This window comes from Anaeromyxobacter dehalogenans 2CP-1 (assembly GCF_000022145.1).
GTDB classification, from domain to species: domain Bacteria; phylum Myxococcota; class Myxococcia; order Myxococcales; family Anaeromyxobacteraceae; genus Anaeromyxobacter; species Anaeromyxobacter dehalogenans.
Genome location: NC_011891.1, coordinates 2388691 through 2402490 on the forward strand (window position 1 = coordinate 2388691; position 13800 = coordinate 2402490).

Below are 13800 nucleotides of genomic sequence, written 5' to 3' on the forward strand. Positions count from 1 at the left end.
GCCCCGATCGACGACGCCTGCTCGCGCGCGTCCCCGGACTCGTGCGAAGATGCGCGCTGATGACCGGCTCACCCGCGACCGTTCCACCGGCGACACCGGCCCCGGCGCGCCAGCAGGAGGCGCTCCGGTGAGGCTGGGCTGGCTCGGTGCGTTCCCGCTGCTGGCGCTCGCGATCCACGTGGCGGTGGTGGCGGCGCTCGGGCCGACCGACCAGGTCTGGTGGTCCCTGCAGGTGGGCTGGCAGGTGATCGGCGCGGCCGGATGCATGGCGGCGGCGCTCGCCTTCCGGCCCGGCGACCTGCTCTGGAAGGCCTGGGCATGCACGGGCGGTTCCCTGGCGCTGCCCACGCTGGTGCGGTTCATGAACGGCCCGGCCCGGAGCTGGGATCTCGTGCCGGCCCTGTCGGATCCATGGGTCCGCCTCGGCATCCTGGTCGCCATCAACGCGTTCTCGGTGGCGGGCGCGGTCCTCTTCCTGGCCGCCTTCCGCCGCACCGCGACCGGGCTCGGGCTCACCGACCGGCGCAGCGTCCGCACCAGCGCGGCGACGGTGATCGGCGCCCTGGTGATCGGGATCCCGGTGCTCGCGCTCGATCTGCGCGACGCCCTGGGCGGTGGCCTGTCCTCGGACGCGCTGGCCGCCGCGGTGTCGGTGACCGGCGACATGATCTGCTTCTCCGCGGTGGGCCCGCTGGCGCTGGTGGCGCGCGGCCTCGTCGGCGGGGCGCTGCAGCGCACCTGGACGCTGCTCGCGGTCTACAACCTCGGGTGGCTGTTCTACGATCTGACCACCACGACGGCGCGCATCACCGGCCACGTGGACGGCGGGACGCTGGTCGCGGAGGCGGTCCTGTGCGTGGCCTGCGTGGTGGTCGGCTCGGCCGGGTTCGCGCAGCGGATCGCGCTGCGCGACGTCTCGCGCCGGGCCGCGGAGCGCGCGTCGTCGCTGGCCGCCTGACGTCTAGGCCTGCTCGCTGCCGCCGCGCGGCTTCCTCGGAAGCCAGACCGTGAAGGTGGTCCCGTCCTCCTCGGAGGAGTGGACCTCCACGCGGCCTCCGTGTGCGTCGGCGATGCGCTCCACGATGAAGAGGCCCAGGCCCACGCTCCTCCCGGTCGGATCCGGCGCGGCCCGGCCGCCCGCCTCGAAGATCGTCCGGACGGTCTCGGCGGGGATGGGAGTGCCCTGGTTGTGCACCGAGAGCCGGACCTCTCCGTCCTCGGCGGCGATCCGGACCGCGACCGGCGTGCCGCGCGCTCCGTACTTGAGCGCGTTCGTCACCAGGTTCCCGATCACCTGCGCGATGCGGTCCGGGTCCCACTGTCCGTGCGTGTCGCCCGAGGCCTCCACCGAGATCGGGCGGTCGGGGTACGACGGCTCCAGCTCGTCCACCACCTGCTGGGCCACCTGGCGCAGGTCGGCCGGGCGGGGCTGGACGGGGATGCCGCCGCCGAGGCGCGCGCGGGTGAGGTCGAGCAGGTCGCGGATGAGCCGGGCGGCGCGCTCCGCGGCGGAGCGGATGCGCGCGATCGACGCGACGTTCCGGTCGGAGAGGTCCTCGCGCGCGAGCAGCGACGACGCGCCCAGCAGGATCGCGTTCAGCGGGTTGCGCAGGTCGTGCGAGACGATCCCGATGAGCTGCTGCTCGAACGCCTGGGCCTGCCGGAGCCGCTGCTCGTCGCGCATGCGCCGGGTGGCGTCGCGGAAGAACACCGCCACGCCGCCGTCGGTCACCGGGTACGCCGCCACCGCGGTCCACATGTCGAGCGGCTCGAAGTACGCCTCGAACTCGCTGGGCACGCGCTCGTTCATGACCCGGTGGTACTCGACCCAGTACGCCGACTCCGGCCGCGCCAGCTCCGGCCAGACCTCCCAGAACACCCGGCCCAGCGTGGTGTCCCGGCTGCGCTGCGAGAGCCGCTCCTGGTTCCGGTTCACCCGGACGATCCGCCAGGCGCGATCCAGCTCCAGGAACGCGTCGCCCAGCTCGAGCAGCTCGTCGGCGTGCCGCAGGCGCTCCAGCGCGGTCTGGGCGTCGGTGACGTCGAGGCCGATCGACACGATGGCAGGATCCTCGGGCGCGCTCGCGCCCGCGAGCGCGAACGTCACCGTGTGGAACGTCCTCAGGCCGCGCGGGGTGTCGAGCGTCTCGCGCTGCTCCACGGTGGTGCCGCGCCCGGCGCGCGCGTCCGCCCCCGCCAGGCGGCGGGCCACCGCCGGCGGGAGGACGTCCTCGAACCGGCGGCCCAGCAGCTCCGCCTGGGGTCGCCCGAGCGCCTCGGCCGCGAAGCGGTTCACGAACCGGAACCGTCCCTCCCGGTCGCGCAGCACCAGGGCCGCGGGCGCGTGATCGGCGACCGCCCGCAGCCGCGCGTCCGCGCGCCGGGAGGCGCCCTCGCGCGCCTGGACGAACCGGCGCACCGACTCGGCGATGGCGGCCTTGAGCGCGGCCTCGAGCACGCGCAGGTCGGCGATCTCCGGCCGGAGCCCCTGCTCCTCGGCGAGCTCCAGGATCACGTCGCTGACGACGCCGTACTCCCAGACGAGCTGCACCACGTCCACCGGCATGGCCGCGCGCTGCTCTCCGTGCTCGGTCGCGACCGCCGCCACCCGCGGCGGCTCGGCCGGCGCGCGCGGCGCGGGCCCGTGGCGCAGCGCGTCGACCAGGGCGTCCAGGAGGGCCGGGAAGGAGTCGAGCAGCTGCGGATCGGGCATCCGCGACTCGCGCAGCTCCCGGCGGGCGCGCTCCATGAAGCGGCGACCGAGCTCCTCCCGGCGCGCTTCGATCAGGTCGGCAAGGGGTGAGGGCGCGCGCGGCACGGTCCGCTGGAGGATGCGGCAGCCGGAGACGCGCGGCAGCGCCGCCGCCTCATGCGGGCACCCCGGTCCCCTCCGGAGAGCGGAGCCCGAGCGGGAAGCCATCGAGGCCGGGCGCACCATCTCCATCCGGCTCCACGACCGTGGGCCCGCTCTCCTCCAGGTCGAGGCCGAACGCCGAGAGCAGCCGCGCCTGTTCGCGCGTGCCCGCCCGGAAGCGCACGCGCTTCTCGCGCCGGTGCTCGCGCACCCATCCCGCGAGGACGCACGCCGCGAACTCGCACGCCTCCTCGGCGTGCGTGAGGTCGATCACGAACGCGTCCGCAGCGGATTCGTCCATCTGGACCCGGAGCGCCCACGCGGAGGCGCCGTCGAACGCGCCGTACACCGTGAGCACCTCCGCCGCCCCATCCGACCGCCGAACGATCGCCGCTCCCGTCATCGCGCACCGAAATTAGGCACGATCGTCGGGAGGGGATGGGGAATTTTCACTATGATGGCGGACGTGCCAGAACACCGCCGGATGGCGATCCTGTTCGATCTGGACGGGACGCTCGTCGACACCGTTCCGTTCATCCTCGCCTCCGTGCGCCACGCCTTCGACGGGTACGGGAGCTGCCCGACCGACGCCGAGTGGATCGCCGGGATCGGGACGCCGCTCCGCACCCAGCTCGCCTCGTTCGCCCGCTGCGCCGAGGACGTCGAGCCCTTGCTCGCGCGCTACCGCTCCTTCTGGATCGCGGAGCACGATCGCTGGACGCGCTGCTTCCCCTCGGCGCGCGAGACGGTGCTGACGCTCGCGGGCCGGGGCCATCCCCTCGGCGTGGTGACGGCGAAGACCGAGGAGGGCGCCTACCGCACGCTCCGCCACGTGGGGCTGCTCGAGCGGATGGGGGCCGTGATCGGGGCGGACAGCTGCGCCCGCTCGAAGCCCGACCCCGAGCCGGTGCGGCTCGCGCTGGCGCGGCTGGGCGTCGGCGCGGACGAGGCGGTGATGGTGGGCGACTCGCCGCACGACCTGGCGGCCGGCCGGGCGGCGGGCGTGCGGACGGTGGCCGCGCTGTGGGGCGCCTGCACGCCCTCGGTGCTCCGCGCCGCCTCCCCCGACCACCTCCTCGAGGACATCGCGGCCCTGCCGGCGCTGCTCGAGGCCATCACCCAGGGTGCATGAGGCGGCGCGCCCGCGCCGTTCCGTGATAGGAGTCGCGAGCATGCGCGTCGGATACCTCGGCCCCCCGGGCACCTTCAGCGAGGAGGCGGTCGCGCGCTGCGAGGCGGTCCGCGGCGCGGAGGCGGTGCCGTTCCCCACCTTCGCGGACGCGCACGAGGCGCTGCTGCGCGGGGAGCTCGACGCCGCGCTGCTGCCCATCGAGAACTCGATCGAGGGCGCGGTGAGCGCGGTGCTCGACCTGCTGGTGCACCGGCCCGGCGCCCGCATCCGGGCCGAGCTGCTGCTGCAGGTCCGCCAGCACCTGCTGGCCCGGCCCGGCACGCGGCTGGAGCAGGTGCGGCGCGTGCTCTCGCACCCGCAGCCGCTCGGGCAGTGCGCCCGCTTCCTGAGGGCGCGGCTGCCCGCGGCGGCGCTCGAGCCGGCGCTCTCGACCGCGGAGGCCGCGCGCAAGGTGGCCGCCGGCGAGCCGGACGCGGCGGCGCTCGGCCCGCGCCGCGCCGCCGAGCGCTACGGCCTGGAGGTGCTGGCGGAGAACGTCCAGGACTCCGACGAGAACGTGACGCGGTTCGTGCTGCTGGCGCGCGAGGACGCCCCGCCGAGCGGCGCCGACCGGACCAGCATCGCCTTCACGCTCGATCGCGACCGGCCGGGCGGGCTGTACGAGGTGATGGGCGAGTTCGCCCGCCGCGGGATCAACCTGTCCAAGATCGAGAGCCGGCCCACCAAGCAGGCCATGGGCCACTACGTGTTCTACCTGGACTTCGAGGGGCACCGCGCGGACCCCGCCGGCGCGAGCGCGCTCGAGGGCGTGCGCGAGCAGGTGCACGAGCTGCACCTCCTGGGCTCGTACCCGCGCACCGGCGCGCCGGTCTAGCCGGCCCGGGCGGCCGCGAGCAGCCGCCGGAGCGCCGCGAGGTGCCCGGGCCCGGCGCCGCAGCAGCCTCCGGCGACCCCCAGGCCCGCATGGACGGCGGGGCGGAGCGCCTCCGCGAACGCGTCCGGCCCGAGCACCTCGCCGGGCAGCCCGGGGCTTGGCTTCGCCACGAACCGCACCGCCAGCCGCCGCGCGGCCCAGGCGGCGAGCGCGGCGAGCGCCGGTCCCGGCGGCACGCAGTTCACCCCCGCCGCCGCGGCGCCGGCGTCCGCGACCGCCTCCAGGAGCTCCTCGGCCGGCGTGCCGTCCGGCGCCGCGAGCCGGCCGGCCGCCTCGCGCAGCGCGAACGTCACCACCACCGGAAGGCCGGTGGCGCGCGCGGCGTCGAGCGCGAGCCGCGCCTCGGCGAGGTCCCACTGCGACTCCGCCCACAGCAGATCCGCGCCGGCCGCCGCGAGCGCGCCGGCGGCCCGCGCGTACCGGGCGCGCACCGCCGCGCCGTCGGGGGGCGGGCGTCCGGGGCCGTACAGCGCGGTGGGCCCGAGGTCGCCGGCCACGCGCGCGCCGGGGGCGGCCCGGCGCGCGAGGCGCACCGCGGCGGCGCAGAGCGCGCCGACCCGGTCCGGCGGGACGAGCGGGTCGAGGCGCGGACCGGCCGCGTTGAACGTGCAGGTGAGCACCACCTCGGCGCCCGCCGCCGCGTGGGCGGCGTGGACCGCGGCGACCGCCTCCGGCCGCTCCAGCACCCAGGCCTCGGGCAGCGTGCCGGCGGGGAGGCCGCCGGCGAGGAGCGCGGTGCCCATGGCCCCGTCGAGCAGGGTGGGGCCGTCGAACGGGCGCGGCGAGGCGGGCGTCATGCGGTGCGCGCGCCGGCGGCGACGGGCTCGGCGAAGAAGGCGAGCAGGGCGTCGCGGCGCTGCCGCGCGTCGGCGTGGCCGAGCGCGATGAGCTCGTCGGCGAACTCGCCGTCGAACAGGAGGAAGCTGGCGAGGTCGGCGGCGCCGTCCGCGGCGGCCTCCACGTCGGCGGCGGCCCGCCGCAGCAGGCGCGCCGCCAGCGTGCCGGGGCGCAGGTGCCGCACCCGCCGGATGGCGTGCTCGTGCGCGAGCCGGCCGATGTCGCGGGACGGCCGGATCACCAGCTCGCGCACCCGGCGGAACGGCGCGGCCAGCTCGCGCGCGGAGAGCGCGGCGAGCTGCTCGGCGAAGCCCGGGCCGAACACCTGCTCGGCGCGGTCCATCATCGCGTTCACGTGGCGGAGGCGATCGATGTCGTAGTCGGCGTGGTCGAGCAGCAGGGCGTTGAGCAGCCGCCCGAGCTGCGCCGCGGTGGTGGGCGCCTCCTCGGGGTGGAGCCGCGGCGCGCGGTCCGCCTCGCGCCCCTCGGCGCGGAGCGCGATCACGAGCACGCGGTCGGCGCCGAGGCGGAGCGCGGGCGCGAGCGGGGTGTTCTGGCGGACGCTGCCGTCCACGAACCAGGAGTCCTCGATGCGGACCGGGCGGAACAGCAGCGGGATCGCGCCCGAGGCGAGCGCGTGGGCGGGCCCGATGGCGCAGCCGCGGGCCTCGACGAGCGGGTCGCGGCTCCACGCCGGCAGCTCGCGCATGCTCTCCACGAACACGACCGCGCGGCCGGTGCCGAGGTCGGTGGCGCTCACGGTGAGCGCGCCGACGTGGCCGTCGCGCACGTTGCGGTGGAGGCGCGCCCAGTCGATCCGGTCGTGGACCAGGCGCGCCAGCGCCTCGGGGAACACGAAGTCGGAGAGGCGCCAGCTCAGGTGGCGCATCCGCGTGGCGCGGAGCTGGCGGACCACGTAGCCGGGCAGGGCGGCGAGGTTGAGGGCGCTCCAGTGGAACACCTGCTCCAGCTTGAGGCTGCGCCAGGCGGCGGCCAGCGCGGCCCCCTGCCGCTCCGGGACGTCCGCGGTCGACGCCATCACGCAGGCGTTCACCGCGCCGATGCTCGTCCCGGAGAGGACGTCGAAGCGCGGCTGGCGGCCGAGCTCGGGCGCGAGCTCCTCGCGCAGGTAGCGGACCACGCCGGCCTCGTAGGCGCCGCGGGCCCCGCCGCCGGACAGCACCAGCGCGGTGCGCCCCCCGTCCGCGGCCGTCACAGCCGGACCTCCTCGAGGTGCGAGGGGACGAGCGCGGCCCAGCCCAGCTCGTCCATGCGCGCCTTCGCCGCCGCGAGCGCGGTGGGCTCGCCGTGCACCAGGAACGTCCGGCGCGGCTGCGCCGGCAGCGTGGCGAGCCAGCGCCGGATCTCCGCCTCGTCGGCGTGCGCCGAGAACCCGCCCAGCGTCGCGACGCGCGCCTTCACCGGCACGTCCTCGCCGTGGATGCGCAGCGTCTCGGCGCCGTTCTGCAGGCGCCAGCCGCGGGTGCCGCCGGCCTGGAAGCCCACCAGCAGGACCGTGTTGCGCGGGTCGGGGAGCCGGCGCGCCAGGTGGTGGAGCACGCGCCCGCCGGTGGCCATGCCCGAGGCCGACAGGATGATGCACGGGCCGCGCACGTCGTTGATGGCCTTCGACTGGTCCGGGCTGCGGCAGAACGTCAGCTTCGCGGGCCGGAGCGGCTCCTCCCCGGCGGCGATGCGCCGGACCGTCTCGTCGTCGTGATCCTCGCGGTGCGCGAGGTAGATCGGGGTCGCGTCCACCGCCATGGGCGAGTCCACGAACACCGGGATGGCCGGGATCTCGCGGCGGTCCTCCAGCTCACGCAGCGTGAACAGGATCTCCTGCGTGCGCCCCACCGCGAACGCCGGCACCACCAGCGCGCCGCCGGAGCGGACCACGGCGTGGACCTCGGCCGCGAGCGCGGCGGCGGGCGAGGCCGCCTCGTGGCGCCGGCCGGCGTAGGTGCTCTCCAGCACCAGCGCGTCGGCGGCGGGGCCGGGCTCGGGGTCCGAGAGGATGGGGGCGCCGTAGCGGCCCAGATCCCCGCTGAACAGGATCCGCGCCCCGCGCGCGCCCCCGACGCTCAGCTCCACCAGCGCGCTGCCCAGGATGTGCCCGGCGCGGTGGAAGCGGATGGTCACGCCGGGCGCGATCTGGCGGGGCTCGCCGTACCGGAGCGGCGCCAGCCGGGGCAGCACGTCCTGCGCGTCCTGCTCGGTGTAGAGCGGGAGGGCGGGCGCATGCTTCGAGTAGCCCTTCCGGTTCGCGTAGCGGGCCTCCTCTTCCTGGAGCCTCCCCGAGTCGGGGAGGAGCAGGCCGGCCAGGTCGCGGGTGGCCGGGGTGCAGTGGACCGGCCCGCGGAAGCCCTGGCGCGCCAGCAGCGGCAGCGCCCCGCTGTGGTCCACGTGCGCGTGCGTCAGGACCACCGCCGTCAGGTCTCGGGGGGAGACCGGCCAGGGGGCGCGGTTGCGGAGGCGCAGCTCCTTGTGGCCCTGGAACAGGCCCGCGTCGACCAGGATCCGGACCGAGCCGGTCTCCACCAGGAACCGTGAGCCCGTCACCGTGCCGGCCGCGCCGAGGAAGCGGATGGACGTCATCGTGAGCGAATTCTACAATCCCTGGACGCGCGCGGCGCGGCCCTCCCGCGCGCGGTGGGCACCACGGGACCGCAGACGGAGCGTTCACGACATGCGCCGGAAGATCCGCGTGGTGGGAGCGATGATCGAGCAGGACGCGCGCTACCTCATCACCCAGCGCCCGCCCACCGCCTCGCTGCCGCTGCTGTGGGAGTTCCCCGGCGGGCGCGTCGAGGCGGGCGAGACCGATCCCGCCGCGCTGGCGCGCGAGCTCGCGGAGGAGATGGGCATCGGCGTCGAGGTCGGCGGCCGCGTGATCCACGTGGAGCACGCGTACGAGGCCTACGACATCGACTTCTGCGTCTACCGCTGCCGCCTGGTCCGCGGCCCCATCCAGCACATCCGGGTGCACGACCACCGCTGGGTCCGGCCCGACGAGCTCGATCAGTACGAGTTCCCGCCGGCCGACGAGAAGAGCATCGCGAAGCTGCTCGGCCTGTAGGGCCGGCCCGCCCCGGCCGTCCGCGCCGCGCAGCCCGCATGGGCGCGCAGGCTCCCGCTCCGCCTGACCCGACCGCAGGCCCCCACCGGCGAGCAGCCTGCCGGGGCCTTCCGCGCTTACCCGGATTGCCCGATCCCCGGACGTGCGCAGATTGCCTGCGAAGGGGGCAGGAGGCTCGGTGTCCGCAGACGAGAAGAAGGGCCACGGGCAGCGCAGCGAGCGGGGGCGCGGGCCTGGCGGTCCTGGCACCCAGCCCCGGATCCCGCTGGCCTCGCCGGCGGCGTGGCTGGTCCTCATCGCGCTCGCCATCTTCCTGTTCCGCGCGTTCCAGGACGTGGGCGTGCGGCGCATCCCATACTCTCAGTTCAAGGAGATGGTGCGCCAGAGCGCGTTCGAGCGCGTCGTGATCGGGCCGGACTGGGTCCGCGGCGTGCCGAAGCCGGTGGAGGCCGGGGCGGCGCAGGGCGGCGGCGCACAGCCGCAGCAGCAGGCGCAGGGCGAGGGCGAGCGCAACGGCCAGGCGCTGCCCTACGTCGCGACCCGCATCCCGGGAGGCGGCGACGACCTGGTGCAGGCGGTGGAGAAGGCCGGCGTGCCCTACGACGCGGTGGCCGGAGGCGGCATGGGCGACCTGTTCTGGGTCTGGATCGCGCCGATCGCGATCGGGCTGCTGTTCTGGGCCTGGGTGATGCGGCGCATGTCCGGGCAGCTCGGGCAGGGGCCGCCGGGGGTGATGGCGTTCGGGAAGTCGCGGGCCCGCATCCACATGGAGCCGGACACCGGCGTCACGTTCCAGGACGCGGCCGGCATCGACGAGGCGGTCGAGGAGCTGCAGGAGATCGTCGAGTTCCTGAAGACGCCGGAGAAGTACCGGCGGCTCGGCGGCCGGATCCCGAAGGGCGTGCTGCTGGTCGGGCCTCCCGGCACCGGCAAGACGCTGCTCGCGCGCGCCACCGCGGGCGAGGCCGGCGTGCCGTTCTTCTCGCTCTCCGGCTCGGAGTTCGTGGAGATGTTCGTGGGCGTGGGCGCGGCGCGCGTCCGCGACCTGTTCGCGCAGGCCACGCAGAAGGCGCCCTGCATCGTGTTCATCGACGAGCTGGACGCGCTCGGCAAGTCGCGCAACGCCGGCATCATGGGCGGGCACGACGAGCGCGAGCAGACGCTGAACCAGCTCCTCGCCGAGATGGACGGCTTCGACGCGCGCGCCGGCCTCATCATCATGGGCGCCACCAACCGGCCGGAGATCCTCGATCCGGCGCTGCTGCGCCCGGGCCGCTTCGATCGCCAGGTGCTGGTGGATCGGCCCGACAAGCGCGGCCGCGAGCAGATCCTCCGGATCCACGCACGCAACGTGAAGCTCGGGCCGGACGTGGACCTCCGCTCGGTGGCCGCGCGCACCCCCGGGTTCGCCGGCGCCGACCTCGCCAACGTGGTGAACGAGGCCGCGCTGCTCGCCGCGCGCCGCAACAAGAACCACGTGACCCGCGCCGAGTTCGAGGAGGCCATCGAGCGGGTGGTGGCGGGCCTCGAGAAGAAGAGCCGGCGCATCAACGAGCGCGAGAAGGAGATCGTCGCGTTCCACGAGGCCGGGCACGCGCTGGTGTCCTGGATGCTGCCGTTCGCGGACCGGGTCTCGAAGGTCTCGATCATCCCGCGCGGCCTGGGGGCGCTGGGCTACACGCTCCAGCTCCCGCTCGAGGACCGGTACCTGCTCACCCGCAGCGAGCTGCGCGACCGGATGGCGGGCCTGATGGGCGGGCGCGTCGCCGAGGAGGAGGTGTTCGGCGAGCCGTCCACCGGCGCGTCGAACGACCTGCAGCACGCCACCGCGGTGGCCCGGATGATGGTGCGCGACTACGGCATGAGCCCGGCGCTCGGGCCGGTGTCGCTGGGCGACCAGAACGGCCCGAGCTTCCTGGGGGTGAAGGGGTTCGAGACCCGGTCGTACTCCGACCACACCGCGCTGGCGGTCGATCGCGAGGTCCAGGCGCTGGTGGAGGAGGCGCAGGACCGCGCGCGGACGGTGGTGCGCGAGCACCGCGAGCGGCTCGAGGCGCTCGCGGCGCGCCTGCTCACGATCGAGGTGGTCGAGGAGGACGAGATCACGCGCCTGTGGGGACCGAAGGTGGTGCGGCCCGGGACGATCGAGGGGCGCGGCCACGAGGAGTCGCCGCCCGAGACGCCGAACCGTCCGGTCGCGGCCTCGGCGGACGCGAGCGCGGGCTTCGGGAGGTCGGGGCCGCAGCCGCCGCAGGCGCTCGCGCGCCACGCCGGCGGCGACCCGGATCCCGAATCGTGAGGAGGCGTCGCGGCGGTGAGGCACGGGAGCGAGAGCCACGAGGCGCGCAAGGCGCTCTTCCAGATCGGGATCCGGCGGGGCAGCCTGACCATCGCCGAGATCGACCGGGCGCTGCCGCCCGGCAGCCTCTCGCCGGCGGAGCGCTGGCTGCTGTTCTACAGCCTGCGCGCGGCCGGGGTGGACATCCGCGACGAGCGCGGCGAGCAGGTGGACGCGCTGCCCGGCGAGCCCCCACCGCCCTGAGGGCGGGCGCCGCAGGCTCGGACGCCCCCGGGGCCTTGCTCGTTTGACACGACCTTTCCGCTGGTTAGCTTGCCTGCCGGAGGTCGTGACATGGCAGACGAACGCCGCGACACCTCTGCGCCGGGCGCGGAGGGTCAGGTGAAGGTGGTGGATCGACGCCGGTTCCGGCAGGACGGGGAGCCCCTCGACCCGGCCGGCGCCGACGCGCCGCCGGAGGAGGCGGGTGGGCCGCCCCCGGGCGCGGCCGTCGAGGCGCGCCTCGCCGAGCAGGCGGCCCGCATCGACGAGCTGACCCGCGCGTACGCCGCCCTGGTCGAGGACAACAGGGCATTCCGGCAGCGCCTCGAGCGCGAGCGGACCCGCGTCGTGGACGCCGAGCGGGCCGCGGTGGCGCAGACGCTGCTCGAGGCCACCGACGACCTGGAGCGCGCCCTCGCGGCCGCGTCCGCGCCCGGTGAGCCCACCGACGAGCGCCTGGCGAACCTGCTGGAGGGCGTGCGTCTTTCACTGAGCGTGCTGCACCGGCGCATCGCCGCGCTCGGGGCGGAGCGGATCCCGACGCTCGGCCAGCCGTTCGACCCGCACGTGGCCGAGGCGGTGGACACGGTGCCGGTCGGCGACGCGTCGCAGGACGGCATGGTGGTGCAGGAGATCCGCGCCGGGTATCGCGTCGGCGACCGCGTGCTCCGCCCCGCCAGGGTCCGCGTGGGGAAGGTGGCGCGCGCGTGATGCCGCGCCCCACGCCGTGCCCGCCGGGCGCCGGCGCGGGGAATAGAATCCGGGCCCGAGCGTCCTTGGAACGTGACTGACCGTCTCTACATGACCAACCCCAGGAGAGGGGCCATGCGCCTCATCACCCGAATCGTCACCGTCTCTCTCGCAGCCGCAGCGATCTTCGCGTGCACGCGGGACGGCAGCGCGGCGACCGCGTCCGCCGCGCCCGCGGCGGCGCCGGCCCAGCAGCTGTTCCGCGACGCCGCGGCGGCCGCGCCCGGCCCCGAGGCCGCCATCCCGGTGCAGACCTCGCTCGCGCCGCTCATCGACAAGCTCCGCCCGGCGGTGGTGAACATCTCCACCACCACCGTCACCAAGCACCCGCGCGTCCAGCGCGGCCCGCGCGGCCAGAACCCGCACGGCGGCGGCACGCCGGACGAGGGCTTCGAGGACTTCTTCGAGCGCTACTTCGGCCGCCCCGCGCCGGAGATGCCCGAGGAGTTCAAGGGCTCGTCGCTCGGCTCCGGGTTCCTGCTCAACACCGAGGGCTACATCCTCACCAACAACCACGTGGTGAAGGACGCCACCGACATCCGCGTGCGCCTCTCGGACGACCGCGAGTTCGGCGCCAGGATCGTCGGCCGTGACCCGCTCACCGACGTGGCGCTCATCCAGCTCGTGAACCCTCCGAAGAACCTGCCGACGGTGGTGCTGGGCGACTCCGATGCGCTCCGCCAGGGCGACTTCGTGCTCGCGCTGGGCAGCCCGTTCGGCCTGCGCGACACCGCCACGCTCGGCATCGTGTCGGCGAAGCACCGCCCCGGTATCAACCCCGGCGGCACCTACGACGACTTCATCCAGACCGACGCCGCCATCAACCCGGGCAACTCGGGCGGCCCCCTCTTCAACCTCCGCGGCGAGGTGGTCGGCATCAACACCGCCATCGTGTCGCCGCAGATCGGCCAGGGCATCGGCTTCGCGGTGCCCATCAACATGGCGAAGGCGCTGCTGCCGCAGCTCAAGGAGAAGGGCAAGGTCACGCGCGGCTTCCTGGGGGTGTCGGTGTCCGACCTCTCGCCGGATCTCATCCAGGGCTTCGGCCTGCAGTCCGGCACCAAGGGCGCGCTGGTCCAGAACGTGGTCCCGCGCTCGCCGGCCGACAAGGCGGGGCTGCAGCCCGGCGACGTGGTGGTCGCGCTGAACGACAAGACCGTCGAGACCGCCGGCGCGCTCACCCGCGGCGTCGCCCTGGTCTCCCCTGGCCAGACCGCGAACCTGACCGTGCTGCGCGGCGGCCAGAAGAAGCAGTTCGCGGTGAAGGTGGTGCAGCGGCCCGAGGACGGCGAGGCCGTCGGCCGCAACGAGCAGGGCGGCGGCGACGAGGGCGGCGGGCAGGGCGCCCGCGATCAGTCGCCGAAGCTCGGCGTCTCCATCGCGCCCATCACCCCGGACGTCGCGCGCCAGTTCGGCGTCGAGCCGGGCGAGGGCGTGGTGGTGGCGGACGTCACCGAGGGCGGCCCGGCCGATCGCGCCGGCATCCGCCGCGGCGACGTCATCCTCGAGGCGAACCGCCAGAAGGTGGCGCGGCCGGAGGACATGCGGTCGGCGGTGGCGAAGCTGAAGGAGGGCGACATGGCGCTGCTGCGCGTTCGCCGCGGCGACGCCGCCGTGTTCATCGCCGTGCCGGTGGGCGGCGGCAAGTAGCTCGATC

13 protein-coding genes are annotated in these 13800 nt (G+C 75.4%); 8 read left to right on the top strand and 5 right to left on the bottom strand.

The features are described 5' to 3' along the window. Positions 1 to 127 precede the first annotated feature (127 nt). Positions 128 to 958 carry a hypothetical protein gene (locus A2CP1_RS10800; protein WP_012633340.1) on the top strand — a complete coding sequence of 277 codons (831 nt, stop codon included), beginning with the start codon at positions 128 to 130 and terminating at the stop codon, positions 956 to 958. 3 nt (positions 959 to 961) lie between these two features. Here the strand turns inward: A2CP1_RS10800 and A2CP1_RS10805 are convergent, their stop codons facing one another. Further along, positions 962 to 2749: a sensor histidine kinase gene (locus A2CP1_RS10805; RefSeq protein ID WP_012633341.1), complete on the bottom strand. Its 1788-nt coding sequence runs from the start codon at positions 2747 to 2749 to the stop codon at positions 962 to 964. A 118-nt stretch (positions 2750 to 2867) separates the two neighbouring features. Beyond that, the gene (locus tag A2CP1_RS10810; protein WP_012633342.1) at positions 2868 to 3257 is read right to left on the bottom strand and encodes a hypothetical protein; all 390 of its coding nucleotides are present in this window, start codon (positions 3255 to 3257) and stop codon (positions 2868 to 2870) included. Positions 3258 to 3311: 54 nt separating this feature from the next. Here A2CP1_RS10810 and A2CP1_RS10815 point away from each other — a divergent pair, with 54 nt between their 5' ends. Together A2CP1_RS10815 and pheA are read left to right on the top strand one after the other, a co-directional pair. Then, positions 3312 to 3986: an HAD family hydrolase gene (locus tag A2CP1_RS10815; RefSeq protein ID WP_245530037.1), complete on the top strand. Its 675-nt coding sequence runs from the start codon at positions 3312 to 3314 to the stop codon at positions 3984 to 3986. A gap of 40 nt (positions 3987 to 4026) precedes the next feature. Next, positions 4027 to 4860, top strand: coding sequence for a prephenate dehydratase (gene pheA / locus A2CP1_RS10820; RefSeq protein WP_012526090.1), 834 nt, complete (start codon positions 4027 to 4029; stop codon positions 4858 to 4860). Here the strand turns inward: pheA and A2CP1_RS10825 are convergent. The 3 genes from A2CP1_RS10825 to A2CP1_RS10835 are packed head-to-tail and all read right to left on the bottom strand — an operon-like array spanning position 4857 to position 8352. Then, a complete protein-coding gene (locus A2CP1_RS10825) occupies positions 4857 to 5717 on the bottom strand; it encodes a homocysteine S-methyltransferase family protein (protein ID WP_012633344.1) in 861 nt (286 codons plus the stop codon). The genes pheA and A2CP1_RS10825 overlap by 4 nt on opposite strands. Next, positions 5714 to 6973 (bottom strand): patatin-like phospholipase family protein, encoded by a 1260-nt coding sequence (locus tag A2CP1_RS10830; protein WP_012633345.1) that lies wholly within the window; start codon positions 6971 to 6973, stop codon positions 5714 to 5716. The genes A2CP1_RS10825 and A2CP1_RS10830 overlap by 4 nt, the downstream gene beginning before the upstream one ends. Continuing rightward, a complete protein-coding gene (locus tag A2CP1_RS10835; RefSeq protein WP_012633346.1) occupies positions 6970 to 8352 on the bottom strand; it encodes an MBL fold metallo-hydrolase RNA specificity domain-containing protein in 1383 nt (460 codons plus the stop codon). Before A2CP1_RS10835 ends, A2CP1_RS10830 begins: the two co-directional genes overlap by 4 nt. 91 nt (positions 8353 to 8443) lie before the next feature. Between A2CP1_RS10835 and A2CP1_RS10840 the strand changes: the two genes are divergently transcribed. The 5 genes from A2CP1_RS10840 (at position 8444) to A2CP1_RS10860 (ending at position 13793) form a co-directional block, all read left to right on the top strand. Continuing rightward, positions 8444 to 8833 carry a (deoxy)nucleoside triphosphate pyrophosphohydrolase gene (locus A2CP1_RS10840; protein ID WP_012526094.1) on the top strand — a complete coding sequence of 130 codons (390 nt, stop codon included), beginning with the start codon at positions 8444 to 8446 and terminating at the stop codon, positions 8831 to 8833. Positions 8834 to 9011: 178 nt separating this feature from the next. After that, on the top strand, positions 9012 to 11132 hold the full coding sequence (gene ftsH, locus A2CP1_RS10845) for an ATP-dependent zinc metalloprotease FtsH (RefSeq protein WP_012633347.1): 2121 nt from the start codon (positions 9012 to 9014) through the stop codon (positions 11130 to 11132). Between the two features lie 15 nt (positions 11133 to 11147). Next, a complete protein-coding gene (locus tag A2CP1_RS10850; protein WP_012526096.1) occupies positions 11148 to 11375 on the top strand; it encodes an RNA polymerase sigma factor region1.1 domain-containing protein in 228 nt (75 codons plus the stop codon). Positions 11376 to 11465: 90 nt separating this feature from the next. Beyond that, a complete protein-coding gene (locus tag A2CP1_RS10855) occupies positions 11466 to 12104 on the top strand; it encodes a nucleotide exchange factor GrpE (RefSeq protein WP_012633348.1) in 639 nt (212 codons plus the stop codon). 114 nt (positions 12105 to 12218) lie between these two features. Continuing rightward, positions 12219 to 13793 carry a trypsin-like peptidase domain-containing protein gene (locus A2CP1_RS10860; protein WP_012633349.1) on the top strand — a complete coding sequence of 525 codons (1575 nt, stop codon included), beginning with the start codon at positions 12219 to 12221 and terminating at the stop codon, positions 13791 to 13793. Positions 13794 to 13800 lie beyond the last annotated feature (7 nt).

Excerpts from the sequence above, each read along its gene's own strand:
- A2CP1_RS10840 (WP_012526094.1), top strand. The coding sequence starts at position 8,444 with ATGCGCCGGAAGATCCGCGTGGTGGGAGCGATGATCGAGCAGGACGCG.
- A2CP1_RS10855 (WP_012633348.1), top strand. The coding sequence starts at position 11,466 with ATGGCAGACGAACGCCGCGACACCTCTGCGCCGGGCGCGGAGGGTCAG.
- A2CP1_RS10825 (WP_012633344.1), bottom strand. The coding sequence starts at position 5,717 with ATGACGCCCGCCTCGCCGCGCCCGTTCGACGGCCCCACCCTGCTCGAC.
- A2CP1_RS10835 (WP_012633346.1), bottom strand. The coding sequence starts at position 8,352 with ATGACGTCCATCCGCTTCCTCGGCGCGGCCGGCACGGTGACGGGCTCA.
- A2CP1_RS10805 (WP_012633341.1), bottom strand. The coding sequence starts at position 2,749 with ATGGAGCGCGCCCGCCGGGAGCTGCGCGAGTCGCGGATGCCCGATCCG.
- A2CP1_RS10810 (WP_012633342.1), bottom strand. The coding sequence starts at position 3,257 with ATGACGGGAGCGGCGATCGTTCGGCGGTCGGATGGGGCGGCGGAGGTG.
- A2CP1_RS10815 (WP_245530037.1), top strand. The coding sequence starts at position 3,312 with ATGGCGGACGTGCCAGAACACCGCCGGATGGCGATCCTGTTCGATCTG.
- A2CP1_RS10860 (WP_012633349.1), top strand. The coding sequence starts at position 12,219 with ATGCGCCTCATCACCCGAATCGTCACCGTCTCTCTCGCAGCCGCAGCG.
- pheA (WP_012526090.1), top strand. The coding sequence starts at position 4,027 with ATGCGCGTCGGATACCTCGGCCCCCCGGGCACCTTCAGCGAGGAGGCG.